The sequence below is a fragment of the Methylobacterium sp. Leaf361 genome (assembly GCF_001424445.1).
GTDB lineage: Bacteria > Pseudomonadota > Alphaproteobacteria > Rhizobiales > Beijerinckiaceae > Methylobacterium.
In genome coordinates this window covers 17,335-42,083 of sequence record NZ_LMPY01000027.1, presented here as the reverse complement: position 1 = coordinate 42,083, position 24,749 = coordinate 17,335, and the positions used below count along the sequence as shown (strand labels likewise).

At 70.0% G+C, this 24,749-nt stretch carries 23 protein-coding genes; 14 read left to right on the top strand and 9 right to left on the bottom strand.

The annotated features are described in order from the left end of the window. Positions 1–1,730: 1,730 nt before the first annotated feature. Together ASG32_RS35205 and ASG32_RS19720 are read right to left on the bottom strand one after the other, a co-directional pair. Positions 1,731–1,991: hypothetical protein (locus tag ASG32_RS35205; RefSeq protein ID WP_244492069.1), on the bottom strand; the 261-nt coding region annotated here is incomplete at its 3' end. Positions 1,992–2,230: 239 nt separating this feature from the next. Beyond that, positions 2,231–2,983, bottom strand: coding sequence for an acyltransferase (locus tag ASG32_RS19720; protein ID WP_244492067.1), 753 nt, complete (start codon positions 2,981–2,983; stop codon positions 2,231–2,233). Positions 2,984–3,185: 202 nt separating this feature from the next. Between ASG32_RS19720 and ASG32_RS19715 the strand changes: the two genes are divergently transcribed. Further along, positions 3,186–3,713: a hypothetical protein gene (locus ASG32_RS19715; RefSeq protein ID WP_056529741.1), complete on the top strand. Its 528-nt coding sequence runs from the start codon at positions 3,186–3,188 to the stop codon at positions 3,711–3,713. 122 nt (positions 3,714–3,835) lie between these two features. Here the strand turns inward: ASG32_RS19715 and ASG32_RS19710 are convergent, their stop codons facing one another. Further along, a complete protein-coding gene (locus ASG32_RS19710; RefSeq protein WP_056529738.1) occupies positions 3,836–5,266 on the bottom strand; it encodes an SDR family NAD(P)-dependent oxidoreductase in 1,431 nt (476 codons plus the stop codon). Between the two features lie 186 nt (positions 5,267–5,452). Here ASG32_RS19710 and ASG32_RS19705 point away from each other — a divergent pair, with 186 nt between their 5' ends. The 11 genes from ASG32_RS19705 to ASG32_RS19655 all read left to right on the top strand — a co-directional run bounded on the left by ASG32_RS19705 (position 5,453) and on the right by ASG32_RS19655 (position 16,321). Further along, positions 5,453–7,060 (top strand): HAD-IIIC family phosphatase, encoded by a 1,608-nt coding sequence (locus ASG32_RS19705; RefSeq protein ID WP_056529735.1) that lies wholly within the window; start codon positions 5,453–5,455, stop codon positions 7,058–7,060. After that, complete coding sequence (locus tag ASG32_RS19700) at positions 7,026–7,343, top strand: hypothetical protein (RefSeq protein ID WP_056529732.1); 318 nt, start codon at positions 7,026–7,028, stop codon at positions 7,341–7,343. Before ASG32_RS19705 ends, ASG32_RS19700 begins: the two co-directional genes overlap by 35 nt. Further along, positions 7,336–8,376, top strand: a complete 1,041-nt coding sequence (locus ASG32_RS19695) for a ketoacyl-ACP synthase III (RefSeq protein ID WP_056529728.1) — start codon at positions 7,336–7,338, stop codon at positions 8,374–8,376. The genes ASG32_RS19700 and ASG32_RS19695 overlap by 8 nt, the downstream gene beginning before the upstream one ends. Then, complete coding sequence (locus ASG32_RS19690; protein WP_012318193.1) at positions 8,373–8,600, top strand: hypothetical protein; 228 nt, start codon at positions 8,373–8,375, stop codon at positions 8,598–8,600. Before ASG32_RS19695 ends, ASG32_RS19690 begins: the two co-directional genes overlap by 4 nt. Positions 8,601–8,604: 4 nt before the next feature. Next, complete coding sequence (locus tag ASG32_RS19685) at positions 8,605–9,336, top strand: SDR family oxidoreductase (RefSeq protein WP_056529726.1); 732 nt, start codon at positions 8,605–8,607, stop codon at positions 9,334–9,336. Further along, positions 9,333–9,983 (top strand): acetyltransferase, encoded by a 651-nt coding sequence (locus ASG32_RS19680; protein ID WP_056529723.1) that lies wholly within the window; start codon positions 9,333–9,335, stop codon positions 9,981–9,983. The genes ASG32_RS19685 and ASG32_RS19680 overlap by 4 nt, the downstream gene beginning before the upstream one ends. 99 nt (positions 9,984–10,082) lie before the next feature. Next, positions 10,083–11,249 (top strand): DegT/DnrJ/EryC1/StrS family aminotransferase, encoded by a 1,167-nt coding sequence (locus ASG32_RS19675; RefSeq protein WP_056529721.1) that lies wholly within the window; start codon positions 10,083–10,085, stop codon positions 11,247–11,249. Positions 11,250–11,321: 72 nt separating this feature from the next. Beyond that, a complete protein-coding gene (locus tag ASG32_RS19670) occupies positions 11,322–12,875 on the top strand; it encodes a glycosyltransferase family 61 protein (RefSeq protein ID WP_056529718.1) in 1,554 nt (517 codons plus the stop codon). A 239-nt stretch (positions 12,876–13,114) separates the two neighbouring features. Beyond that, a complete protein-coding gene (locus ASG32_RS19665) occupies positions 13,115–13,708 on the top strand; it encodes a GNAT family N-acetyltransferase (RefSeq protein ID WP_056529715.1) in 594 nt (197 codons plus the stop codon). 85 nt (positions 13,709–13,793) lie between these two features. Next, entirely contained in the window at positions 13,794–15,317 is a 1,524-nt protein-coding gene (locus ASG32_RS19660) for a glycosyltransferase family 61 protein (protein WP_157862023.1), read from the top strand. A 53-nt stretch (positions 15,318–15,370) separates the two neighbouring features. Continuing rightward, positions 15,371–16,321, top strand: coding sequence for a hypothetical protein (locus ASG32_RS19655; protein WP_056529711.1), 951 nt, complete (start codon positions 15,371–15,373; stop codon positions 16,319–16,321). A 163-nt stretch (positions 16,322–16,484) separates the two neighbouring features. Here the strand turns inward: ASG32_RS19655 and ASG32_RS19650 are convergent, their stop codons facing one another. From ASG32_RS19650 to ASG32_RS19625, 6 genes are all read right to left on the bottom strand, one after another. Continuing rightward, the gene (locus tag ASG32_RS19650; RefSeq protein WP_056529708.1) at positions 16,485–17,420 is read right to left on the bottom strand and encodes a GNAT family N-acetyltransferase; all 936 of its coding nucleotides are present in this window, start codon (positions 17,418–17,420) and stop codon (positions 16,485–16,487) included. Positions 17,421–17,422: 2 nt separating this feature from the next. Further along, positions 17,423–18,088, bottom strand: a complete 666-nt coding sequence (locus tag ASG32_RS19645) for an acetyltransferase (RefSeq protein ID WP_056529705.1) — start codon at positions 18,086–18,088, stop codon at positions 17,423–17,425. 3 nt (positions 18,089–18,091) lie between these two features. After that, on the bottom strand, positions 18,092–18,925 hold the full coding sequence (locus ASG32_RS19640; protein WP_244492065.1) for a class I SAM-dependent methyltransferase: 834 nt from the start codon (positions 18,923–18,925) through the stop codon (positions 18,092–18,094). Between the two features lie 153 nt (positions 18,926–19,078). After that, positions 19,079–20,200 carry a DegT/DnrJ/EryC1/StrS family aminotransferase gene (locus ASG32_RS19635; RefSeq protein WP_056529700.1) on the bottom strand — a complete coding sequence of 374 codons (1,122 nt, stop codon included), beginning with the start codon at positions 20,198–20,200 and terminating at the stop codon, positions 19,079–19,081. A 12-nt stretch (positions 20,201–20,212) separates the two neighbouring features. Continuing rightward, positions 20,213–20,617 carry an FdtA/QdtA family cupin domain-containing protein gene (locus tag ASG32_RS19630; protein ID WP_056529697.1) on the bottom strand — a complete coding sequence of 135 codons (405 nt, stop codon included), beginning with the start codon at positions 20,615–20,617 and terminating at the stop codon, positions 20,213–20,215. Between the two features lie 190 nt (positions 20,618–20,807). Then, positions 20,808–22,679, bottom strand: coding sequence for a glycosyltransferase family 61 protein (locus tag ASG32_RS19625; protein WP_056529694.1), 1,872 nt, complete (start codon positions 22,677–22,679; stop codon positions 20,808–20,810). A 230-nt stretch (positions 22,680–22,909) separates the two neighbouring features. On the opposite strand from ASG32_RS19625, the gene ASG32_RS19620 reads away from it, so the two are divergent. Then, the gene (locus ASG32_RS19620; protein WP_056529691.1) at positions 22,910–23,671 is read left to right on the top strand and encodes a hypothetical protein; all 762 of its coding nucleotides are present in this window, start codon (positions 22,910–22,912) and stop codon (positions 23,669–23,671) included. Then, complete coding sequence (locus ASG32_RS19615; protein WP_056529688.1) at positions 23,668–24,675, top strand: NAD-dependent epimerase/dehydratase family protein; 1,008 nt, start codon at positions 23,668–23,670, stop codon at positions 24,673–24,675. Before ASG32_RS19620 ends, ASG32_RS19615 begins: the two co-directional genes overlap by 4 nt. The last annotated feature ends 74 nt before the right edge of the window (positions 24,676–24,749 follow it).

Genomic DNA, 24,749 nt, shown 5'->3' with positions numbered 1-24,749 from the left:
GCCGAGATCCTCGGGGCAGCCCATCAGCCCGGCGGCCCGGCCGGTGCGCACGTAGTGCAGGAACGGCGACTCCCCGGGACCCAGCAGGTGCCCGTAGGCCCGGCGGTAGAAGCGCGTCGAGAAGGTCTTGCTCGGGTCGCGGTCCTCCTCCTGGCCGTGGGACAGGAAGTGGATCGCCGGCCCGTTCTCGAAGCCGCGGGTGTCCGGGTAGCGCTTGAGGTACCAGGCCGCGTCGAAGAACGGTTCGATCACGCGCGCCTGCTCGAACAGGTCCGCGTCCTCCTCGGCCGGCGGCGCGCCGTAGCGCGGATCGACGGCGTCGCCCGCGAGGTCCTCGCCGCGCAGCAGGGCCCGGGCGAGGTGGTGGACGAAGGGCGCGAGGCCCGTCGCCTCCGCGGAGGGATGGTGCGCGCGGTAGGCCCAGCCGTTGAAGTCGGGCCTGGGATTGCGGCCCTTCTTCCAGCCGGTGTCGCAGTAGTCGCGCACCGCGTCCTCCGCCTCGGACAGGCCGTAGCGTGCCCGGTAGAAGCCGTGGTCGAAATGCCCCGCCACCAGCCGCGCCTGCAGGTCCAGGAGCGCGTCCCGGTCGAGCGATCCCTGCCCGATCGCCCCGAGCCAGCCCGTGTCCTCCACCGGCGCCCGCGCCGGCCGCAGCCCGCAGACCCGCAGCAGCGCCGCCAGCGTCGAGCGCCCCGGGCCGGGATCGCGCAGCTCCCGCCAGCCCGCCTCGGCGAAGTGCAGGAACGGCTCCCCCCCCCCCCCNCTGCCCGATCGCCCCGAGCCAGCCCGTGTCCTCCACCGGCGCCCGCGCCGGCCGCAGCCCGCAGACCCGCAGCAGCGCCGCCAGCGTCGAGCGCCCCGGTCCCGGATCGCGCAGCTCCCGCCAGCCCGCCTCGGCGAAGTGCAGGAACGGCTCGCGCCCGCCCGCGTCCGGGTAGGTCGCCCGGTACCACGCCGCGTCCACCGCCGGCAGGTTCAGCCGGTGCGGCTCCGCGAACGGCTCGGCCCCCGTCAGCCGCGCCTCGGCGACGTAGCGGAAGAACGGGTCGTCCGCGACCGCCCGGCTGCCGGCGCGCGCCTGCACGTAGCCGGCCGGGTCGAAGTCCGGCCGCGGGCCGATCCGCGCCCGCCAGCCCTCCGCCACGTAGTGGCGCAGCAACTCGGAATCCGAGGCCCCGGCCAGCGCCTCGGCCTGCGGCTCGGGCAGGCGCCGCCGGTAATGGGCGGTGTCGAAGTAGGGGGCGAGCGTCTCGACCCGCAGGGCGAGCGCCGCGTCCGGGTCGGGCCGGGCGGGGCCGCCGTGGAGGACGTAGTGCACCAGCGGGTTCTGGGTGCCGAAGGTGATCCCGCGGCTGAGGCAGTAGGCCAGGGTGTCGAATTGCGGCGCCGGCTCGCGGCCCTCGCGCCAGCCCGAGGCCATGTAGTGGTCGACCGGGTCGACGCCGGCGGCGGCGAGGTCGGGATTGCCGGCGAGATAGTAGGCGCCGTCGACGAGGCGGCGGGCGAGGCGCTGGGCCTCGGCCGCGTCGGGCCTGGGCAGGGCGGCCGCCTCCCCCTCCCAGCCCGCCCCGCCGCGTCTGCGGGCGAGGGCGTGCAGGAGCGGGTTGATGCCGGCGCGGGCGAGGTGGGGATGGGCGGCGAGGTAGGCGGCGGAGTCGAAGTCGGGGCGCGGGTCGCGGCCCGCGCGCCAGCCGTGGACGAGGTAGTCGCGCACCGGGTCGGCCGCGATNGAAGTCGGGGCGCGGGTCGCGGCCCGCGCGCCAGCCGTGGACGAGGTAGTCGCGCACCGGGTCGGCCGCGATCCCGTACCAGCTCGCGTAGAACGCCGCGTCGACGTGCGGGGCCAGGACGGCGATCTGCGCGTCGGCAGCGACGACATCGTTCGCCGCCGGCAGGCCGCGGCGGGCCGCCAGCCGGATCAGCGGGTTGCCGCTCGCGCGGACGGGCTCGGAGCGCGCCCAGCGATGGTACAGGCCGCGGATCTGCCTCAACGCGGGGCGCCCGCTCTGCGGCGCGGCGGCCGCCGATCGCGGTCGGAGACCGTGCCGGACGCGGCGCTGGGGTCGAGACCTGAAGCTCGGGTGAGCATGTGTTCGCGCGGGCTGGATCGGAGGCGTGGCGGTGCGCCGGGCAAGGGGTCGCACCGACGGCCCATCGCCCTAACGGAACGCGCGCGCGGGGTAAACAACGGCGCCCCCTGCCCCACGTCCCGCGCGTCCGTCCGGTGCGGTCAGATCAGGTCGGACCGCCACGTCACGTTCTCCCGCACGATCCGCGCGGGGTTGCCGGCGGCCACGCAGTGGGCCGGCACCGTCCCGGTGACGACCGCGTGCGCGCCGACGATCGCGTTGTCGCCGATGGCCGAGCCCTTGAGCAGCGTGGCCTGATTGGCGATCCAGACGTGGTTGCCGACTCGCACGGGCTTGGCCGGGTTCAGCCGCGCGCCGGTGTCCCGGGTGACGATGGAGTGGAAGTCGCTCGTCGTCATCCAGACGCCCGACGCGATCGAGCAGTCCGTGCCGATCTCGATCGCCTTCCCCTCGACGGGATTGAGGTGGACGAGCCCGGTGAAGCCGGTCCGGTCGCCGATGCGCAGGACTGAGCCGGGGCCGATATAGATGTTGGCCATCGACAGCCGGACGTCCTCGCCGACATCGAACCGGCAGTTCGACTCGATGACGATGTGCATGTCCTTGTCGGACACGCAGCCCCTGCCTATGCGGATGTAGTTGTTGTCACCGTTGACGTAGATTTTTCCCGCTTGGCTGTGCTGATCCCGCGAATCAATGTCGATGACATTATTCTCCCCTTTGTCGAAGATATTCAAAGACATAATTCGCTCTGCGGGATCTATGAACGCCCCTGGGTGCGACGCGGCCGGCGTCCCGGAGCCGACGGCCGCACATCGAACCCGCGGAAGAAAGCTCGCCTTCTGACATGACGATTGCGGTATCGGCGTGCCGAAATCGGGATCCGTCGACATTCGGCGGTCGCGCCGACGCCCCCGAGCCGGCAGCGGCGTTTCAGAAACGTCTCTAAGCCATCGGGCGCCGTCCTCACAACTCGCGCGGGGATCGGGGGCGCGTGGCCGGGCGCGGTCGGCGCGCCTCTGCGCGGCTGTTGACGCCGGAAGGGTCCTATGCCGTATGCCGTCAGCCAGCGAAATCATGGGATGAGGCCGTCCGGTGGCTGAGGACAACACCCTGACGAAGGCCCTGGTGGACGTTCGGGCGCGCAGGGCCGCGCTGCAGAGCGACTACGACCGGATCGCGGCCGAGCTGACCAAGCTCCGGGCAGCGGAGGCCGCGCTGACCTCGATCGTCGAGGGGATCCCGCTCGACGCCTCCGGCCTCCACGCGCCCGAGGGACCGCGGGCCGCCGCGGCCGACCGCGCCGCGCCCGCCTCCGGCGGACGGCGGGGCGCCCGCGGACCCCGGGCCAACTCGGCCAAGGGGCGGCTGAAGGCGCTGCTCGGCTCGGCCGGCCCGCAGGGCCTGTCGCATGCCCAGATCGCCGAGCGGCTGCCCGACGTCGCGCCCAACACCCTCAACACCTACCTGAGCATGCTGGTGACCGGCGGCGAGGCGATCCGGACCGGCGATTTCTTCACCGCGGCCGCGCCCGACGGGGCCGAGGACGGTGACACCGAAGCCGACGCCGAGGCCGATCCGGACGCGGACGAAGAGGTCCGGCACGACGCTGCCGCCGAGTGATCCCGCGCGTGATCCCGGCGCCGGAGGCGCGCGGCCCTCGGCCACTGCGCCGCGCGTGAGACCGCGGCGCTCCGGCTCGGTCAGGGCCGTCCGGCGCGGTCGGTGCCCGCCACGCCTCCGGGTCAGGCGGCCGCCGACATCCGCCGGATGATCGGCAGCATCAGCGCGCTCGGCGCGGCGGCCGGCACGGGGAAGATCGTGGCCGTCTGGTCCGTCTTCACCCGGGGCAGCCGCTCGATCACCGTCCGCAGGTTCGGGAGCGTCCGCGCCAGGGTCGCGGCCAGCGTCTCGCCGGCGACCTTGGCCATGACGTATTCCAGGGTGTCGCGGGGCGCCTCGTCGATGGCGCTGGTCGACGGGTAGAAGGCCGCCAGGGCGTCCCCGCGCTCCAGGCAGAACTGGCTCAGCTCGTAGAAGGCGGTGTTGTAGACGCGCATCATCTCGTCCAGGCAGGCGGGCTCGAACGGCGCGCGCTTCTGGCGGAAGATGCGGGGCGTCGCGAAGTGGTAGAGCTGCGACGGGCGCATCGCCAGCGCCGCCAGCTGCGGGGCGGCCGGCTCGGCGGCGTCGTAGCGGAGGACCTGGCAGCGCCCGCCGGCGTCGCGGATCTCCCGGGCGATCGTCTCCGCCTCGTCGGCGCCGGACGCGTAGGTGATGCAGACCGCCCCGCCCCCGGCGGCGATCAGCTTGGCGGTCGCGGCGCCGAGTCCCCGCGACCCGCCCACGATCAGCGCGGACACCGCCGCGAAGGCGCCGGGCTCCACCAGCGCCGCGAGGTCCCGCAGGCTCTCCTGCTCCACCGGCCGCGGGCGGACGAAGCCCTCGACCCGGGCGACGAGGCCGGGGCCGACCGCGTCCAGCGTCACCGATTGCAGCATCGGCTGGAACCGCTTCACCGCGTAGCCGAGGCTCGAGCCGGTGCCGCCCTCGGTGACGGTCACGTCGATCTTCGAGAGGATCGAGTGGAGGCCGGGCACGAACATGCCGACGAGGGTCGAGAGGCCGCCCAGGGCCGCGACCCGGCCGGGACCGAGGGCGCGGGCGAGGCGCGGCGCCAGCGCGGCGATCGCCGCCGGGTCCGGCAGCGCGAAGGCCCCGGCGAGGCCCGTCAGCGCCGACGGATCGCGGGTGACCGGCTCCGCGGGGATCGCGACGGGCGCGACCTCGACCGGTCGGGGTGGCGCCCGCTCCGCCGCGAAGGTCGCCTGGATCGTCAGGGTGCGGACGCCGTCCACCGCCACGGACAGGCGCAGCTGCCGCGCGTCCGCCTCGTGGACCGTCAGGACGGTGCGGTCCCCGACCAGCACGAACCGCTCGAACCGCATCTGCAGCGTCGCGAGCCGGTCGAGGGGATGGGCGTCGGCGCAGGCGTCGAGGGCCCAGAGGGCGGCGTGGACGCCGTGGACGGCGCGCTCGCCGGCCAGCGTCCGCCGGGCCATCCGCGCGTCCATGTGCATCGGGTTCACGTCGCCGGTCGCCCGCGCGAAGGCGGCCTGATGGGCCTCGGTCCAGGTCCGCGTCGTCGCGGCGTCGTCCGAACCGGATCCGTTCATCGCGCAGCTCCTCCTCGGCCGGTCCCTGCCCGGTCCCCGCCTCGGCCGGGCCGGCCGCCGGATGCCCGGCCCCTTGCTTTATGGCACGCGATCTCGCAAGAGGGCGGCGCTCGCACGCACGGAAAGGGGCCGGTCGATCGCCGGAGGGCAGGCATCCGCAGGGTGTCGCAGGGACCGGTATCGAGGATGACCACGGCTCGCGCCCTATCGATCGGTTTCGTCGGAAACGTCGTCACCAACCCGTTCGGGAAGGTGGCGGGCCGCCTCGCGGATCTCGCCACGGTCTCGTGCGAGCATCTCCCCATCGGGCAGATCGAGCAGGTGCTGGCGGGACCCGCCGCCGCCGACGTCCTGATCGTGCATCTCGACCACCGCTGGTTCTTCGAAGTCGCCCCGGACGAGGCGGCCGTGGACCGCGCGCGCGGCCTCGCCGACTTGGTCTCGGCGCGTCTCGCCCGGGCGCCGGGGACGATCATCCTCAACACCGTGCCGTTCGTGCCGGTCTCGTCCGTCGAGAGCGACCTCCACGACCAGCTTCAGGCGCTGGCGCGGGTGAACGCGGTGCTGTTCGACCTCGCCCGGGCGCAGGAGCGGGTCAGCGTCGTCGACGCCGCCGGCGCCCTGGCGCTGCTCGGCTTCGCCAACGCCTTCCGCGAGCGCAACCGGTACATGTACCAGATGCCCTACGCCCCGGCCGCCGTGGACGCGCTCAGCGAGCGCTACGCCGACGCCGTCGCGGCGCGGCTGCGGGCGCGACGCAAGGTGGTGGTGGTCGACGCCGACAACACCCTCTGGGGCGGCGTCGTCGGCGAGGACGGCGTGGAGAACCTGGAGGTCGACAGCGACTATCCGGGGATCGTCCACACGCAGCTCCAGCGCCAGCTTCTGCGCCTGAAGGGCCTCGGGATCCTGCTCTGCGCGGTGACCAAGAACAACGAGGAGGATTTCCGCGCGGTCTTCGCCCAGCGCGCGATGCCGCTCCGCCTCGACGATTTCGTGGCCTACCGCAGCAACTGGACGGAGAAGAGCGAGAACATCCGCGACCTCGCCGCGGCCCTGAACCTCGGCCTCGACAGCTTCATCTTCCTCGACGACAACCCGTTCGAGATCGAGGAGGTCCGCGCCCGGCTCCCCGGGGTCGAGTGCCACCTGTTCGACCGGACGCGCCCCGAGCAGGCGCTCACCCTCCTCGACGGCATCGCGTCGCTGCGCGCCCGGAACGTCACCGCCGAGGACCTGGCCAAGACCGAGCAGTACCGCGGCGAGGCCCAGCGCCAGGAGCTGCAGCGCTCCGCCGCCTCGATGGACGAGTACCTCGCCTCCCTCGAGATCCGGGTACACGTCGCCCGCAACAACCCGGGCTCCCTGCGGCGGGTCACGCAGCTGATCAACAAGACCAACCAGTTCAACCTGACGACGCGGCGCTACACCGAGGACGAGGTGGCCACCGCCATGCGGGAGGGCGGCGTCTACGCGGCCCGGGTGGTCGACCGGTTCGGCGACATGGGCATCGTCGGGGTCGCCATCGTCCGGGGCGGCGAACTCGAGACGTTCCTGATGAGCTGCCGGGCGCTCGGACGCCGCATCGAGGCCCAAATTCTGCGCCACGTCTGCCAGCAGGAGGGCGATCGGGACCTGAAGGCCCAGTATCGCCCGAGCGCGAAGAACCGGATGGTCGAGAGCTTCCTCGACGACAACGGCTTCGAACCCTTGAGCGCTGGCCCCGAGGGCAAGACGTACCGACTGACACGAGGACCGGATGACACCCCCTACATCCACATCGTCGCAGAGTGACCGCGGCGCCGTCGAGGCGGCTGCCCGCGCGACCTTCGCGCGGCTCGTCGAGACCTGGGGGCGCCCGGACCTGGAGAATCCTGGGCCCGAGGACGACGTCTACGAGCGGCTCGATTCCTTCGCGGTGGTCGAGCTCCTCCTCGAGACGGAATCCGAGATCGAGCGGACGGTCGGCCGCTACGTGCCGCTCGCCAACGAGAGCATCCTCGACAGCACGAAGTCGCCGCTCCGCCGCTTCCGGGGCTGGATCGACTACGTCGCCGAGACGGTCGAGCATGGCTGACCTGCGGTTCTCGCGCGCGACCCTCGCGGGGCTCGTCACCACGGTCGGCGCGCGCGTCCAGGCCTTCGACGACGAGGCGGCCGGCCTCGGGCTCGCCCCTGAGGAGGCGGAGCGCCTCAAGCGGGCCATGGGCTTCGCGACCCGGCACGTCGTCGCCGATCCCGCCACCACGACGGCGGATCTCTGCCTGCACTCGGCGCGCCACCTCCTGCGCGGCCTCGACCTGCAGGCCGACGCCGTCGATGGGCTGATCCTGGTCACCCAGACGCCGGATTACAGCTCCCCGTCGACCGCGATCGGGATGCAGCACCGCCTCGGCATGCGGACCGACACGCTCTGCTTCGACATCCGCCTCGGCTGCAGCGGCTTCGTCTACGGCTTGTCGGTCGCCTACAGCCTGGTCGAATCCGGCCTCGGGCGCGTCCTCCTCTGCGTCGGCGACGTCGCGAGCCGCATGGTCGCGACCGGGGACCGGTCGATCACGCCGATCATGGGCGACGCCGGCGCCGCGGTGCTGATCGAGCGGCGCGCGAGCGAGAGCTTCTTCCAGCTCCACAGCGACGGCTCGGGCGAGAAGGCCCTGTTCATCCCGCACAGCGGCCTCCGGGCCGACGCCGAGGATGCGGGCAAGCCCGGAACCATGCACATGGACGGGGCGCAGGTCTTCAACTTCACCCTCAAGCGCGTCCCGCCGCTGATCGAGGGCATCCTGGCCTTCTCGGACACGCGCGCCGAGGACGTCGACTTCCTGGTCCTGCACCAGCCGAACAAGTACATCCTCAAGAACCTCCAGCGCCGCCTGGGGCTCGACGACAGCAAGCTCCCGACCGGCACCCAGTCGGTCTACGGCAACCAGAACTCGGCCTCGATCCCCGGCACGATCTCGGGCTTCCTCGCGGAAGCCTATGCGGGCCGGCGGGTGCGCTCGCTGCTCGCCGGCTTCGGGGTCGGCCTGAGCTGGGGAGCCTGCACGATCACCACCGACCGGATCTTAGCGCCCCCGGTCCTGACCTACGAGGAGACCACCCGATGACCGAGGGCGCATTCCTGGACGAGCTCGGCACGATCCTCGACCAGCCGGGGCCGCTCGCCCGCGGGCAGAGCCTCGGGGCGATCGAGACCTTCGACTCGCTGGGCATCCTCAACATCATGGCGCTCTACGACACGCTGGGCCTCGAGGTGGATCCGCAGCGGATCGCCGGGGCGGCGACCACCGACGACCTGATCGCGCTGGCCGGCGCGAAGCTGCAGGCCTGAGCCGATGTCCGAGCCGTTGCCAGGGGAGCACGTCCTCGTCGTCGGGGCCAGCAGCGGCATCGGCCGCGCCGTCGTCGAACGCCTCCGCGCGGGCGGGGCGCGGATCACCGCCCTCGCCCGGCGGGCGGACCGGCTCGCCGAGCTGGAGGCCCTCGGCTGCGCCGCCGTCGCGGCCGACGTCACCGACCTTCCGGCCATCGGCGGCGTGCTGCAGGCGGCGGTGGCCGAGCGGGGGCTCCTGACCGGGCTCGTGTACTGCGCGGGCGTCCAGGTCATCAAGCCGATGCGCAGCCTCGGCGTGGAGGAGGTCGAGCGCCTCTACCGCACCAACCTCGTCGCGCCGACCCTGTTCGCCGCCGCCTTCGGCAGCGCCCGCGTCTCGACACGGGACGCGGTGTTCTGCGCGGTCTCGTCCGTCGCGGCGCAGCGGCCCGAGCCGGCGATCGTGCCCTACGCCGCCTCCAAGGCGGGGCTCGACGCCCTGATCAAGGGGCTCGCCCGGGAACTCGCCCCCCGGCGCGCGGTCGGCGTCGCCCCCGGCTGGCTCGACACCGAGATGACCCAGGCCCATGCCCGCTTGTACGGCGCGGACTTCAAGGCGGCGCTGGAGAAGCGCAGCCCCGCCGGCGCCGCGACCGTCGAGTCCGTGGTCGACGCCATCGCGTTCCTGATGTCGCCCCAGGCCCGGCACGTGACCGGCGAGATCCTGCGGGTCGACGGCGGGGCCGTGCTGTGACCGGGACGGCGCAGCGGCTCGCGCTGATCGGCGGCGGCGGCTTCTCCAAGGAGATCGCCGAGATCGCCCGCGCCCTCGGCCACACGGTCGAGGATACCTACTCGACCGCTCCGGAGGTCCAGGTCGGCCGCTACCGCGGCTATCTCGACGCGCTGCTCGCCGACCGGGCAGAGTATGACGGCGTCGTCCTGGCGGTCGGCGGCGTGAGCCGCCGCGCGATCCGGGCGCGGGCCGAGCTGATCGCGTGGCTCGACCGGCACGGCCTCCCCTGCCCCGCCCTGGTCTCGCCCCGCGCGATCGTGAGCCCGGACGTCGCAATCGGCGCCGGCGCCTTCGTGGCGCACGGCGTGATCGTCAACGCCGACGCCCGGCTCGGGCGCTTCTGCGTGCTGAACTCGGCGGCCATCGTCGGCCACGACACGGTCGTCGGCGACAACACCACGATCTCGCCGGGCGCCTTCGTCGGCGGCCGCTGCGCGATCGGTGCCGACAGCCTCGTCGGGCCGCTCGCCAAGATCCTTCAGGGCCTCACCCTCGGTCAGGGCGTCACCGTCGGCATGGGCTGCAATGTCCTGCGCGCCCTGCCCGACAACGCGACGATCTGGCCCCGGGCGGACATCGTCGCCCCGGCGCCGAAACCGGCCTGATCGGCCTCAGCTCCGCCCGATTGCTACGTCATTTCAGTCTTCCCGAATTCGATGTGTCCAGATGGTCGGCCTCGCGTCCGAACATCGCGAGGAGGTTCCATGAGCGCTGAGCCGCGATCGTTCGAGCAGCCGATCTACGTGACCCGTCCGATGCTGCCCGAACTCGCGGTCTTCACGAAGCATCTGGAGGCGATCTGGCAGTGTGCCGTTCTCTCGAATGGCGGACCGCAGCACGTGGAGTTGGAGAAGCGGCTCCACGCCCATCTGGGCGACGGCCACATCGCGCTGTTCAACAACGGCACCAACGCCCTGATGACGGCGGTCAAGGCCCTCGATCTCTCGGGCGAGGTCATCACAACACCTTTCACCTTCGCGGCGACCCCGCACGTGCTCGCCTGGCACGGCATCCGGCCGGTCTTCGCCGACATCGAGGAGCATTCGATGACTCTCGATCCGGCCCGGATCGAGGCCGCGATCACGGAGCGCACCACCGGAATCCTCGCGGTTCACGTCTACGGCAACCCGTGCGACGTCGAGGCGATCGAGCGGATCGCGCGCAAGCACCGCCTCAAGGTGCTGTACGACGGCGCCCACGCCTTCGGGACCCGGGTTAACGGCCGGCCCATCGCGAGCTACGGCGACGCGACCATGTTCAGCTTTCACGCCACGAAGCTCTTCCACACCGCGGAGGGTGGGGCCGTGGTCACCAACGACGGCGACGTGAAGCGGCGGATGGAGCTGCTGAAGAATTTCGGAATCGCCGACGAGGTGACCGTCAAGGCTGTCGGCATCAACAGCAAGATGAACGAGATCCAGGCCGCCATGGGCCTGTGCCTGGTCGATGCGGTCGCGGCCGAGAAGGCGAAGCGGCTCGACCTCGCGCATGTGTACCGGGATCACCTCGGCGGTGTGCCCGGCATCACCGCCTCGCGGCCGCTCGACCTCGATACCGACAGCCTGCAGTATTACTGCCTTCGGATCGACCGGGCCGTCGCCGGCGTGAGCCGTGACGAGGTCTACGACCGCCTCAAGCACTACAATGTCTTCGCGCGCCGCTATTTCTATCCGCTGTGCAGCCAGTACGAGCCGTACCGTCTCTTTCCCGACAGCTCGATCGACAATCTGCCGGTCGCCAACAGAGTCGGCGACCAAGTCCTCTGCCTGCCCTTCTACGGCGAGCTCGGGACCGCCAACGCGGAGCGGATCTGCCAGATCCTCCGTCACATCGTGATGGACGGCGCCGTCGGCGCTGTGCACGCAGCCTGAGATCGGCCGGCGTCGGGGCAATGAGTGTTCCTCGGTCCGGCCCTTGAGCGCCCGATGCCCGGAGGGGTTGGTATGAGTGCCGTCCTCATCTCCAGTTTGCGCGCGCGCGTCAGCCTGTTTCTCGCGGGGAAACTGGTCGATGCCGAGTATTATCTGAACCGCTATCCTGACGTCCGCGCGGCCGGTGTCGATCCGGTCCGACACTTCGCCGAATGCGGTTATGCCGTCCCCATCCGCGCGGCGAACCCGTCCATGGAGCGGGCCATCATCAGGCTCTCGCCCTTCCTGGCGCTGGCGGCCGTGCTCCTGCCGATCCGGCGCGACGACTGGGTCCAGTGTTTCGTTGCGCATTATCAAGATCTCTGGTGCGGCGACCTGGGTCTGAAGTTCCGCTTCGCCCGCTGGGTTGCGCGTCTCCTGGCGGCCCGGGCCACGGGTTCCGGGCCCGACGCTGCGAATCTGCAGCGGATCGTCGGCACCACGCTCCCGATCGCCCGGATCAGCGACGAGCATCCCTGGCTCACGCTGCGGAGGATGGACCGGCCGGAAACGCATCGATTCAGCTCCCCGCGAGTGTGGGAAGGGCGCGGCGCGCTCGTCGCGCGCGAGGTCACGCTACCCCCGCTCTGGTGCGCGACCGTCCAGAACGCCAGCGTCTTCGGAGCCATGCAGGTCGCGGCGAGCGGTCACTTCGTGGTCTATGAGCCCGCCGCCGATCCGAGCCTGTCCTTCGCGGCCGGACAGCATCGGCACGTCATCGCCTGCTACGCGCCACAGGACAACAAGATCGTGGCGCGCCTGCCCGATGCCGCGACAAGCCGCCTCGACGAGGCGATCCTGCTGGGCGGCCGGTGCAGCAACAACCATTTCCACTTCCTCATCGAGTATCTCTCCCGAGGCTACCTGATCGATCGCCTGGGTCTCCCCGACGACATCCCGCTGGTCATCTCGGACAATCTGTTCCCATCGCAGATAGAGGCCCTCGAGTTATTCTTTCCGGGTCGGAAGTTCGTCGCGGCGTCCAGCCGGGAGCGGCTCGACGTTGGGCGGCTCCACATCCCGTCCCTCATGACGTATCTCCCGGACGCGCTTGAGGTCACCGACTGGAAGAAGGAGGGGCTCCGCTTCGCGAGCCTGGACTGGCTGCGGCGGCGTGCCTACGAGGCCCTGAACCTCGAAGACGACGCACCGTCCCAGCCGTCCCGGATCTTTCTGGCCCGGCGGCGCGGCAGAAACATCGTGAACGCCGACGAGGTCGAGGCTGTCTTCGCGCGGCACGGCTTCGCGATCGTGGATCCGAGCACTCTGTCCTTCATCGAGCAGGTGAGACTGTTCGCTGCCGCGACCCATGTCGCCGGTCCCCTGGGCGCCGCGTTCTCGAACACGATCTTCTGCAGGCCCGGGACATCCGTGCTCGGCCTCGGATCACGCTACGCCGTCACCTCGTCCCTGTTCCAGAATCTGGCGGAATTGATGGGCTGCGACTGCATCCATCTCCTGAGCGACAAGCGAAAGCGTGACTTTGTCCGCTTGAGCGCGAACAAGATCTCGCTCCGGCAAGGAAGCTATGCCATCAACACGCGGCGCCTCGACGGCTTGCTGAGGACGTGGCTCGTGCCAGCCTGAGACGGTTGGTTTCCGCGGAAGGTAGGTGGCTTCGCCCGCTGTACGGGTCCGGCTCAGCCCGGGTCGTTTGATGCCGGGATGCGTGACCCTCTCCGCGTCGGACCGACGGGCACACGACGTGTCGGCACCACGGCCGACCGGCCCCGCAGCGTCGCGTGACAAGGGCCTTCGCGCGTGGCAGGACTTGCCGAAATCCGTGCGTTCGTCGCGTTCCAGCCACAGAGACGTATCCACCCCGTATGCACATGCCCATCGACCGGATCCGTGAAACGCGTCCGCTGGACAGCCGGCGGCGCTCGCATCTGCGGCTGGCTGAGCCGAGCGACGCGGCTCTGATCTACCGGTTGCGCTCCGACAACCGTCTCAGCCGTTTCCTCAACGCGCCACCCACCACGGTGGAAGAGCAGGCAGCGTGGCTCACGCGATACAAGAACGACGAGGCCGCGGGCAGACAGTCCTATTTCATCATCGTTTCCGATGGCCGGGATCGCGGCACGGTCCGGATGTACGATTTTCGGATCATCGCCGGATTGAAGTCGTTCTGCTGGGGCAGCTGGATCATCGCCCCCCCTCCGGTCGTCGGCCTCGCAGGTTACTCCGCCCTCGCGATCTACGAACTGGGGTTCGAGCACCTCGGCTTCGAGCATTGTCATTTCGACGTGCGTCGTGAGAATGAGAGCGTGATCAATTTCCACCTCCGTTCGGGCGCGAAAATCGTCGACGAGGGCGAGCAAGATTATTTCTTTCACTTCAGCCGCGAAGCATATGACGCGTTCAGGTCGGCGCACGCGTCGACCATCGAGCGCCACTCCGCCTTGCTGCAGACCTCCTGATCGGAGCGGCGGCGAGCGACAGTGCTGAGCACCCGATCTCAGCTGCACGATGCGCCGTTCGACGTCGAGGATAGATATCTCAGCGATGTTGGAGTGGCTTGCCTTACGGATCGCGCGCCGGATCGTCGACAGTGACTATTATCTGACACGAAATGCCGACGTGGCGGCGGCAGGCGTCGATCCGGTCGCCCATTTCGCGCGGCACTGGTCCGCGGCGCCATTGCGCGCGCCCAACGCGCGCATGGAGGCGCGGATCTACGCGTGGTCGCCCGTGCTCGTCGCCGTTCTGGCGATGCTCGGGCAGAGCCGTCAGGACATCACGGACTGCTTCCGCTACCGCATCAACCAACTCGCGACCCGGCGCGGTTTCGGCCCGCAGCTTCGGCTCGCCCTCGCGCTCGCGCGCTTCCTCGCCGTGCGGTCCGCATCGCACGCACGTCCGAGCGGCGGAGCGGGCACCGGTCTCGGCTCGATCTACCCGGTGGTGCGGATCGGGCAGGATGCGGTGCCCTGGATCGACTGCCGCGGCATCGCGGAAGCCGGCGTGTTCGACTTCACGGATCCAGAGGTCGCCCTGTCCGCGCAGCCGCCGACCGCCCGTCGACTGCGCAGGCCGGAACTCTGGTGCGCGACGATCCGGGACGCGTCGCTCTTCGGCTTCGCTCAGATCGTCTCCCATTCCGCCTTCGTGGTCTACGAGCCGGAGGCGGACCCGGCGTTCCGCTACACGAGCCGCCAGTGCGAGTTCGTCATCACCTGTTTCGGCCCGAAGGGCGACCGGGTCCTGGCCCGTGTCCCGCAGGAGGCGGATCGGGCGATCGATGCGGGCATCCTTCTGATCGGGCGATGCGGTGCGAACTATTTTCACTTCCTGATCGAGTACGCCACGAAGGGTTACATCGTCGACAATGCGTCGATACCGCAGGATGTGCCGCTCATCCTGAGTGACGATCTGTTTCCGCAGGAAATGGACGCCCTGAAGCTGCTCTTCCCGGGCCGCCCATTCACGGTCCGGCAGCACGGGCAGCGGCTGGACGTGAAGACGCTCTACGTTCCGTCTTTGATGACCTTCATTCCGGATACGCCCGACGTCGAGTTCTGGACGGTCGCCGCTGTCAATCACGCGAGCCTCTCCTGGCTGCGTGAGCGAGTGATCGAGGCCGTTCCAGCGCCCAGTACTCCGGCGGTCCGGAAGCTCTATCTCGGGCGATCCGCGGGGCGTAACATCACGAACGCCGCCGAGGTGGAGGCAGTGTTTCGCCGGCACGGTTTCGAGATCGTGAACCCGGGGCAGCTCAGCTTCGCGGAACAGGTCGAGGCTTTCAGGACTGCGCGCTGCATCGCCGGGCCGATCGGCGCCGCCTTCGCCAATCTGGTTTTCGCATCCCCGGGCACCCTCGTCCTGGGACTCGTGTCGCCGTTCGCCGTGCAGTTCTCGACGTTCGCCAGCCTCGCGAGGTTTGCCGGGTGTCGCTACTTGGCCGTCCCCGGTGAGCACGGGGCCTATCGCCCCGGGGCCGAGACGCGGCGCCGCTCGCTCGAGCTGACGCACGGCAATTACCGCATCGATCTCGATTACCTGGATACCGTGCTGCGGACCAATGTTTGAAATCTGGCTGTGCCGGCGCACGTCGTCGCGATTTGATCGACAGGGATGACAGCATGAAGACGCCATGGACCGATCTTGGCCTGCGGTTCGCCGCGCCGGGCTCGGGTCTGCTCCGGACGCACGCCATGCTGCCCACGCCGATCGTGCTGGCGGACCGTGTCCGGGTATATTTCTCGTCCTGCGATGCCGATCTGCGCGGGCGTATCTTCTCCGTTGACCTGAGCTTGGACCATCCGCACCCGGTCATCCATTTCGATCCCGCCCCCGTTCTCGATCTCGGAGCCGCGGGGTGTTTCGACGCAGACGGCGTCAATCCCTGTCATCTCGAACGCGTCGATGATATTTGGCGGCTGTATTACGTCGGCTGGCAGAGGCTGTCGGAGGACGTTCCCTATACCCTCTTGGCCGGCCTCGCGGTGAGCGAAGATCGCGGCAAAACCTTCAGGCGGTGGAAGACGGAGCCTGTCCTTCTGGCGACGCCCGACGAGGGCTACTTCCGGACTGCTCCGTTTGTCCGGCGGGTGGGGGAAGGCTTCCAGATCCTCTATATCGGCGGCAACCGCTTCGTTCGTAGCCCCTCCGGGAAGATGCTCCCGCGTTACGCCATCCGCCGGTCGAGATCCGCGGACGGGATTAACTGGGCGGCCCCGGCGGAGGATGTGCTGCTGCCGGATGAGGCGCGCGGCGAGATCGGCTTCGGCCGTCCGCGCGTCGAGACGCTCCCCGGGCAGGACCCTGTCCTGATGGTCTCGGTTCGGACCGAACAGAGCTACAGGCTGATGATGTGCCCGTGGGACGAGGGCCCGGTCGATCCGTCCCGCCTCGTTCCGGTCATCGATACCGCAGGACAGGCATGGGCGTCCGAGATGACGTGCTTCGGTGCGACCTGCCAAGTCGGCGAGCGGACCCTGCTCTTCTACAACGGCAACGGCTTCGGACGAACTGGGTTCGGTCTGGCCTACCGGGATCCGGCCGCGGCCGAGGACGGATTTCGAAGGATGTGAGCCCGGCCGCGTGTCGGGACAGGCGCTGCCGCGACCTGATCGACAACGGCTTCGGGAGCGGTGCAGGGCCCCCCGACCTCGAAGGCCAAGCCGTACGCGTCGGCGGGGCGATCACCGCCTCCGCGGGGCTCGGGTTGGCCAGGACCTCGGACGCTTCGCCTCGCTACAATGCAATTGCGTAGGTGTCGTGCATCACGGCGCTGCCGCCGAACTCCTCCTTCTGGGTGAGAAGGCCCTGATTCAGGACGCGGCCGCCCTCCTCGGTCGAGATGCCGAAGTCGAAATAGCGCTTCGTCGGCTGGTAGATCTGGATCAGCGTGCTGAAGAGGAGATCCAGCGCCCCTGCGTCCCGGCCCTGCCGGTTGGACGCGATGTACTGCGCATGCGCGACGTCCGCGGTCTCGAAGATCACGACGCCCCCCACCGTCTCGCCCGCCTGCTCGGCCGTGAACAGTTTGATGTTGTCCGGAAAGCGCCCCGCCAGCATCTCGATCTCCGGCAGGGTGTGGACCGGCGCGACGCCGTGGCGCTCCCGGAGCGTCTGCGCGAGGATGTCCCAGAACTCTGGCCAGCGGCTGTCGGTGCGGACGGTGAGGCCGGCCTTCTGCGCCTTGCCGACACCCCGGCGGCGGCGGGACGAGAGTTCGCCGGGCAGCCGGTAGTCGATCGTCGTGGTGACGTCCCTCCGGACCAGCTGGGCGCCGACACGGAACAAACAGTAGAGGTCGGCCTCGGCGGGCCGGCGGTGATAGATCGACGGGACCGGCTTGTAGATCAGCTTCCTGGCGCCGGCCTGCCTGTAATGGTTGAGGCAATCCTCGAACAGCGTCAGGGTGGCGTCGGTCGACAGGCGGCCGGTCAGGAGTCCGCCGAACGTCAGACCCTGATGGGAATGGATCGTGTCGCCGTCGACATTCGCCGGAAGCGTCGCCACCAGCGTATCGTCGCGGATGATGAGCAGCGAGGCGTCCGTGAAGCGGTCGGCGTGGTAATCCATGAAGCCGCGATCGAACAGGAAATGTCCGTTCAGAGCCGTGCCATTGTGCGCGTTCCAGGCCGAGGTTTGATCCTGGGTGAACCGCCGGACCGTCACGGTCATCGCTAGCGCGCTCGGCAGAAGCGCGTTGCGGCGATCTTGCGCGGCTCTGCCGGATTGCCTTGGTAGATCTTGTCCGGCTCCGTGGATTGCGCGAGGCTCGACGCCATGCTGATGTAGTTGTCGGGCGCGATCGTGACGCCGTGTCCGATGGCGGCGTTGACGCCGAGGAAGCTGTAGGCCCCGATCCGGCAGAAGCCCGAGATCACCACGTGTGAACTCACGAAGACATTGTCCTCGATGACCGAGCGGTGGCCGATGTGGTTGCCGCTCCAGAGTGTGACGTTGTTTCCAATCTCAACGAAGGGTTGGACGACGTTGTGCTCCAGGATAAAGCAGTTCTCGCCGATCGTGACATTGTGCCAGACGAAGGCCTTCGTGCTGACATACGACGTCAACCTGTAGCCCATGGATTTGACATGCGCGCAGAGATCGGCACGGACGCGGTTGAGCTTCGAATCGCCGATGGCGACGAAGGCGTCGTACTCCTCGGGCGGGTAGGCCTGCTGCACCTGGGCGAGCGGGATCACCGGCAGATCGTGGTGATGCGGCTGCGTGATGTACGCCTCGCCGATCGAGAAAGCCTTCACTTCATGGCCGCTGTCGTGGGTGAAGTACTCATAGGCCATGCTGGCGATTTCGCCGTTGCCGAAGATGATCAGCGGTTTCATCGATTACGCCTTCATGATGAGGAGATCTTCGCGCCGGTTGGCCATGGGGAGATCCGGCGCCTGAGGCATGACGTAGGCGTCCGCGCCGGCGGCCTGCGCCCGCTGGATGAGCCCCATGAGCACGGCGTCGTCGATCTTGCCGGGGCTCGGCTCATTGTAGCGGACGTCCGGCTCGGAGTCGGTCTGCGTGAAGGCCTTATGAAAGCTCCGGCCGGTCTCGCTCGCGAAGAAGCGGCGCCGCTTCGAGATGTTCGGGATGTCGCCGATCAGGGCACGGCCGCCATCGGCGAGCAGCGCCACGATGCTGTCGAGGAAGGTGAAGGGATTGCCCTCCGCGAACACGTAATGGAAGACGCTGTAGCAGAGGACGATGTCGGCTTGGCCGACCGCATTCCGGACGGCGTCCCGGTTCGCCGGGAACGCGCCGGCGATCTTCGCGGTCACGCCGGCGACGTCGGACAGTTGCTCGAGCATCTCCGCGCTATCGACGAGGACCAGGCGGTGGCCCCGCTCGCGGCACAGATCAATGAGGCGATGCGGCAGCCCGGCGCATCCGGGCCCGATATCCACGATGGTGGCGCCGGTCCCGAGCAGGGCCGGGAGCTTGGCCGCGATGTCGCGCAGGATCGCCTCCTCGAAGCCGTCGCGATACGTCTCCGGGAAGCCGATCCGCTCGTTGGCGGAGAGGTGCGGATTCTGCGCGAGGGCGCGGAATCCCTCGAACGTGAGGTCGACCTTGGCGAGATCGACGTCGCGGCCGGTCCGGAGGTTCTCCAAGGAACTCGGGCCGTCCTTGGGAGGCCCACCGTCGGCAGCGTTCAGGGGTGACGATGACACGGGGGCCTCCTGTTCCGTTTGGAATCGGCGTCCGAGCCCGGGCGGTCCCGGTCCCGAGACGCTCCAGCTGCCCGAACTGCGCGGCGCGGGGAACCGGCCGCGGATCTTAGGACTGCTGACGGCCCCGGGCTCAGCGGTCCGAGGCTGTAGATCTCACGCCGGGCCGTGGCGCTGGTTCGAGGCCATGGCCGCACGGCAGGCGAGCACGACGTGCCGGATTTCCTCTTCCTGAAGATGGGGCCCGATGGGAAGGCTCAGGATCTCTCGACCGAGGACGCGGCCCAGACGGCTCTCCCCCGCGATCGAGACGCCCGCATAGGCTTCGGCATCTGCCGGTGCGATCGGGTAATGAATCTGCGTGCCGACCCCCGCCTCGTCGAGCCGCGCCGCCAGCGCATCCCGCTGCCCGGACCGGACGACGAACAGGTGCCAGACGGGATCGGTGCGCGGATCGACTTGCGGAAGAGCGAGGTCCGTATCGGCGAGGCCGTCCCGATACGCGGCCGCGACGGCGCGGCGCCGGCTGTTCCAGTCGTCGAGATGGCGCAGCTTGATGCGAAGCAGCGCGGCCTGAAGCTCGTCGAGCCGCGAGTTCACCCCCTGCTGCCGATGCACGTATTTTTCGCGCGAGCCGTAGTTGGCGAGTTCGCGGATCCGGCGCGCGACTGCCGTGTCGGACGTGGTCACGGCCCCGCCATCGCCCAGAGCACCCAGATTCTTGCCCGGATAGAAGCTGAAAGCGGCGGCGTCGCCGAGGCTGCCCGTCCGCCGCCCGGCGAAGGTCGCGCCGTGGGCCTGCGCGGCATCCTCGATGCAGACGAGATTATGCCGGTGCGCGAGGGCGCGCAGCGCCTCCATGTCGGCCGGCTGGCCGTAGAGGTGGACCGGCATGATGGCCTTCGTCCGGCTGCTGACAGCCCGCGCGGCTCCGGCCGGGTCCATGTTGTAGGTCGACGGATCCGGATCGACGGAGACCGGCTTCGCGCCGACCTGGCTCACCGCTAGCCAGGTCGCGATGAAGGTGTTCGACGGCACGAGCACCTCGTCGCCGGGACCGATCCCGTAGGCGCGCAGGATCAGGATCAGGGCGTCCAGGCCGTTAGCGACGCCGACCGCATGCTCGGCCTCGCAATAGGCGGCGAACTCCGATTCGAAAGCTTCGACCTCCTCACCCAGGACGTATCGCGAACGGTCCAGGACGCGGTGCCACGCGGCGTCGAGGTCGGCGCGGACGGTGTCGTGGGTGCGGCCGAGATCGAGAAACGGAACCTTCATCGCGGGCCTCCCCTACCGGCTTCCCACGGCGCGCAAGAATGTGTCGTAGTCCCTGTAATAGTCGCTCTCCTCGTAATGCTGCGAGGCCAGGGAGAGACACACTGCCCCACCGGAGAACTCGTCGATATCGCGCCACACCATGCGCGGGACATAGAGGCCGATGTTGGGTCGATTGAGCAGAAACGTCTGGCGCGTGCGGCCGTCATCCAGGTGGACTTTGAAGCTGCCAGAAATCGCGATCAGGACCTGCTGCAGCTCTTTGTGGCTATGCCCCGCGCGCACCGCGCCGTGCGAGACATCGTAGATGAAATAGACGCGTCGGATGTCGAACGGCACATCCTTCTCTGCCTCGATGGGCGTCAGCGCTCCCCTATGATCGAGGATGTGGCGAAACTCGATCAGGTGTGGCTGAGTCATCGTTCCCTCGCCGAAATGCCGGCTCTCTGACGTCGACCCTCGACCGCGAAACATACCATGGACCGTGCCGAGGCCCCTTCGCGTCCGGAGCGCGATCCGATGTCGCGAAGCCCTCTAAGCGCAACGCGACCGATCCGCAACGGTCGGACTCTACTTCCGCGAGCCTTGTCGAACAAATGCAATTACTGATCTATTGTCCATCGGCTCGCCGCGGGAATGGAAGAGCGCCGAGCAGTCGGCCCACGACCGACCGTCCGGCGACCGCAGGCGCGACGGGCGGCACCTGCGGCGATAGCACCGGGGTTGGCTGCGCCAGAGATCCGAGGGCCGCGACCACCGCGCTCGGCGCGACGTGGTAGCTGGCGTGGAAGGCGTGGCCGTCCTCGTTCGTCGTCTGGCCGCGCAGGAACGTGATCCGCGCGCCGCCGGCCTCGATGAAGCTCGTATAGCCCCGGAAATTGAAGCTCAGGTTGGCGTGGATCAGGCCGAGGATCCGGCAATCCGGGCGGCAGAACAGTCCGTTGGTGAGCGCCGAACTCGACGAGCCGACGATGATGTCGGCGGCGTGGAACGCGTCGACCTGTTCGAGGAACGTCATCGTCTCCGGAGTGATGACCTCGAAGCCGTGCGGCCGGAGCGCCTCGGCGATCTCGACCTCGTTGACGAGTTGGCGCTGCGCGAAGGCCTTGCGCGAGATGAACAGCCGGCGGCCGGTGCGGCCGCTCAGGGCCCCGCGCGCGCGGGCGCTGTCGAGGATGCGGGTGCGCAGATCCATCAGGATGTCGGCGGGCCAGATCGTGTCGTAGACCGGCTGCCCCGGCCGCATCTCGAACGGGAAGAAGGCGGGCACCGGCGCGAGGCCGAGCCGGCCGAACGCCACCGGCCGGGGCGGCAGCTTGATGATCGGGCGGTCGCGCGTGTCGAGGAGCCGGACCACCTCCTCGTGGGTCGCCGGCATGTGGTCATCGATGCAGAGCGGGATGCCGTCCGGGCAGCACGGGTCGTTGTAGGCGAGCATGCGCGGCACGAACTCGCAGAACCAGTGGCCGTAATTCCGGCTCTGGAGCCCGAACATCGACAGGCCGGCCTCGATCGACAGGCTGTCCTCCGGAACCTCGACGAGGGCCCGCCTCTCCCCGAAGGCCGCCATCACGATCTGGTCCGGGTTGACCCCGTCCTGGAGCAGCACGTCCCGCCGGCGGGGATGGGCGGCGAGGTCATAGATCAGGTGGCTGTCCTTCACGACGAGGTTGCTGCGCGGGAAGGCGTGGCAGCCGTCGACGAACGCGAGGTACTGGCTCGGCGCCTCCAGATCCCCCGGCTCAGAGGTGAGGGGCGGCGGCGGCTCGGTGAACTTGAGCTCCGGTGCCTGGATCGGCCGGGGCGGCCGGAGCTCGGCGTAGTCGATGCCCGGCCGGCCGGCCAGGGACGCGGCGGCGACCATGTCGTAGCAGGCCAGGGGGCCGGCGCCGATCAGCCGGCGGGTCGTCTCGTGCAGGGCGACGGCCGCGTCGAAGTCCCCGGCCTCGATCAGCGCGTCGAGCTGGAGCCGGCGCAGATTCTTGATCTTCTTGGCGAGCGGATCCCCGTCCCGCGAGACGAGGCCGGGCGCGCCGCCGTTGAGATCCAGGGCGAGGCGGTAGCACTGGACGCTCGCCTCGGCCTCGCCGCGCAGCTCCAGCAGCCACGCCCTGTCGATCAGCTCCTCCATGATCCGCGGGCGCAGCCGGTTCGCGTCCGCGGCGCGCAGGCGCGCGACGACCGGATCCGCCTCGGCGAAGCGTCCGCGGGCGCAGAGGTCGCGCAGGCGCGCCTCCGCGGCGGCCAGGGTCCAGCGGCCGCCATCGCGGCCCGCCAGGATGGCCGCGAGGTCGTAGGCCTGGGCCGCGAGATCGGGCGCGCCGCCCCCGTCCAGCCGGAACGCCAGGGCGTCGAGATGGCGGATCATCGTGCCGGGGCTGGTCCCCGCCGCCGCCGGGTCGGCCGCGAGCGCGCCGAGCCGCGCGATCAGGTCGGCCTGGCCGCCGCGATGATCTCTGATCAGGTCCAGGAAGTGTGACATGTTCCGCGTGCTCGACCGGCCCGTTCCCGGCCTCGACGTGGTGCCAACCTCGGACGGCCGCCAGCAGGAGCGGGGCCGCGCATCGGGCGTCGTGGCAGGAGCCCACCCTTAGCGTCCCGCCGCGGAACTGGTAAATCCCCGTCCCGAACGGGTCGGCCGTGGCTTCGCGCGCCGGCCGCCGCCCGCGGCGTTGGGCCGGCGCACGGGCGGGAGATGAGGAAAGCCTTCGGATGCCGGAATCGGGGAGCCTTGAGATCGGCGGTGACCGGATCGCGTCGGTCCGGACGCTGGCGGCCGGCCGGCAGGCCGGGCGCGACGGGGCGCTGTGCGCCATGGAAGCGGTCGCCCATCTCGCCGGGGAGCCGCTCTCGGACCGGCCGGCCTGCGCGTCGCCCGTGATTGCCGCCTTCGTCCGCACGTGGAGCGACGGCCTGCCGCAGGCGGCGCGCGACGGCCGCATCCTCCCCCTGCTTCCCCGCCTCGTCGGGACGCGCGGTTCGGAACCCGTCGAGCGACGCCGGGCCGGGATGGTGGCCGACTGGCTCGTCCGCGTTCACCTGCCGGCATGGTTCCACCTCGCCAAGCTGAACGTCGAGGCCGACGTGCTGGCCGGCTTGCCCGAGATCCGCGATCTGGGGGATCTCGCCGGGCTGTGCGACGACCTCCGACGCGCCCGCAAGCGGGCGGCGATCGCTAATCTCACCCTGCGCCAGACCGGCCCCTACGTGCGGGCGGCGGCCTGGGACGCCGCCCAGCGGGCGGCCTGGACGGCAATCCGCGACGACCTGGAAGCGGCCAGCGGCCCGATCCTCGCCGCCGCCTGGGACACCGCCTACGCGGCGGCCTACGCGGCGGCCCGCGCCTCCGGCAAGGCGCCCCTGGAGCCGACCCGGCGCGCGCTGGAGGACACCGCCCGGACGCTGCTCGAGCGCCTGATCGCGGCGGGCGAGGCCGGGTCCGAAGGGGCCCGCCCCGCCGATCCGCGGCCGTGAGCGGCGACGCCGCCGGCGGGCCGCCCGGGCCAGGGCTCGCGGGCGCCCGCTGCCTCGTGCTGGGCGGCGGCGGGTTCCTCGGGCTGAACCTGTGCAACCGCCTCGCGGCGGCGGGCGCCGAGGTCACGTGCTTCAGCCGCAGCCACCCGCAGGCCGAGGTCCTGGACCGGCGCGTTGCCCGGGTGTCCGGCCAGTTCTCCGACCGCCTCGCCCTCGCCAACGCGGTGGAGCGCCAGGACGTCGTCTTTCACCTGATCGCCGGCTCGATCCCCGAGAGCTCCAACCGCGACCCGTCGGCGGAGCTCTCGGCGGCGCCGATCGCCACGCTGCACCTCCTGGAGATCTGCCGTTCGGCACGGATCGGGAAGCTCGTGTTCTCGTCCTCTGGGGGGGCGATCTACGGAATTCCCCGTGCCATTCCGATCTCCGAGCAAGCGCCGACTGACCCGATCTCGGCCTACGGCATCAGCAAGCTGATGATCGAGAAGTCGCTCCACCTCTACCGGCACCTCCACGGGATCGACTACCAGATCCTGCGGATCGCCAACCCCTACGGCCGCTTCCAGCTCGGCACAAAGCACCAGGGCCTGATCGGCAGCTACATCCACCGCGTCCTCACCGGCCAGCCGTTGGAGGTCTGGGGGACCGGCGCGGTGGTGCGCGACTTCCTGCACATCGACGACGTCAGCGACGCCTTCCTGGGCGCGGTCGCCTATCGGGGACCGCACAAGGTGCTGAACGTCGGCAGCGGCCGGGGCCTGAGCGTCAACGAGGTCATCGCCGAGCTGAAGGCGGCCTTCGGGCGGGACCACGTCCCGTGCGTGCACCGGCCGAGCCGCGCCGCCGACGTGCCGGCCAACGTGCTCGACACCGCGCTGATCCAGGCGGAGCTCGGCTGGCAGCCCCGCGTCCCCCTGCAGGCCGGGCTGACCGGGACCATCGCGTGGATGCGCGCCCACTTGGCGCAGGCGGAGACGGCTGGTCCACCCCCCGCCACCGGTTGACCGACCGGATCTCGTCTTCGCCCCGGAGCGGCCACGTTTGTCGGCGACAGCGGGCGGCATCGATCCGCGAGGAG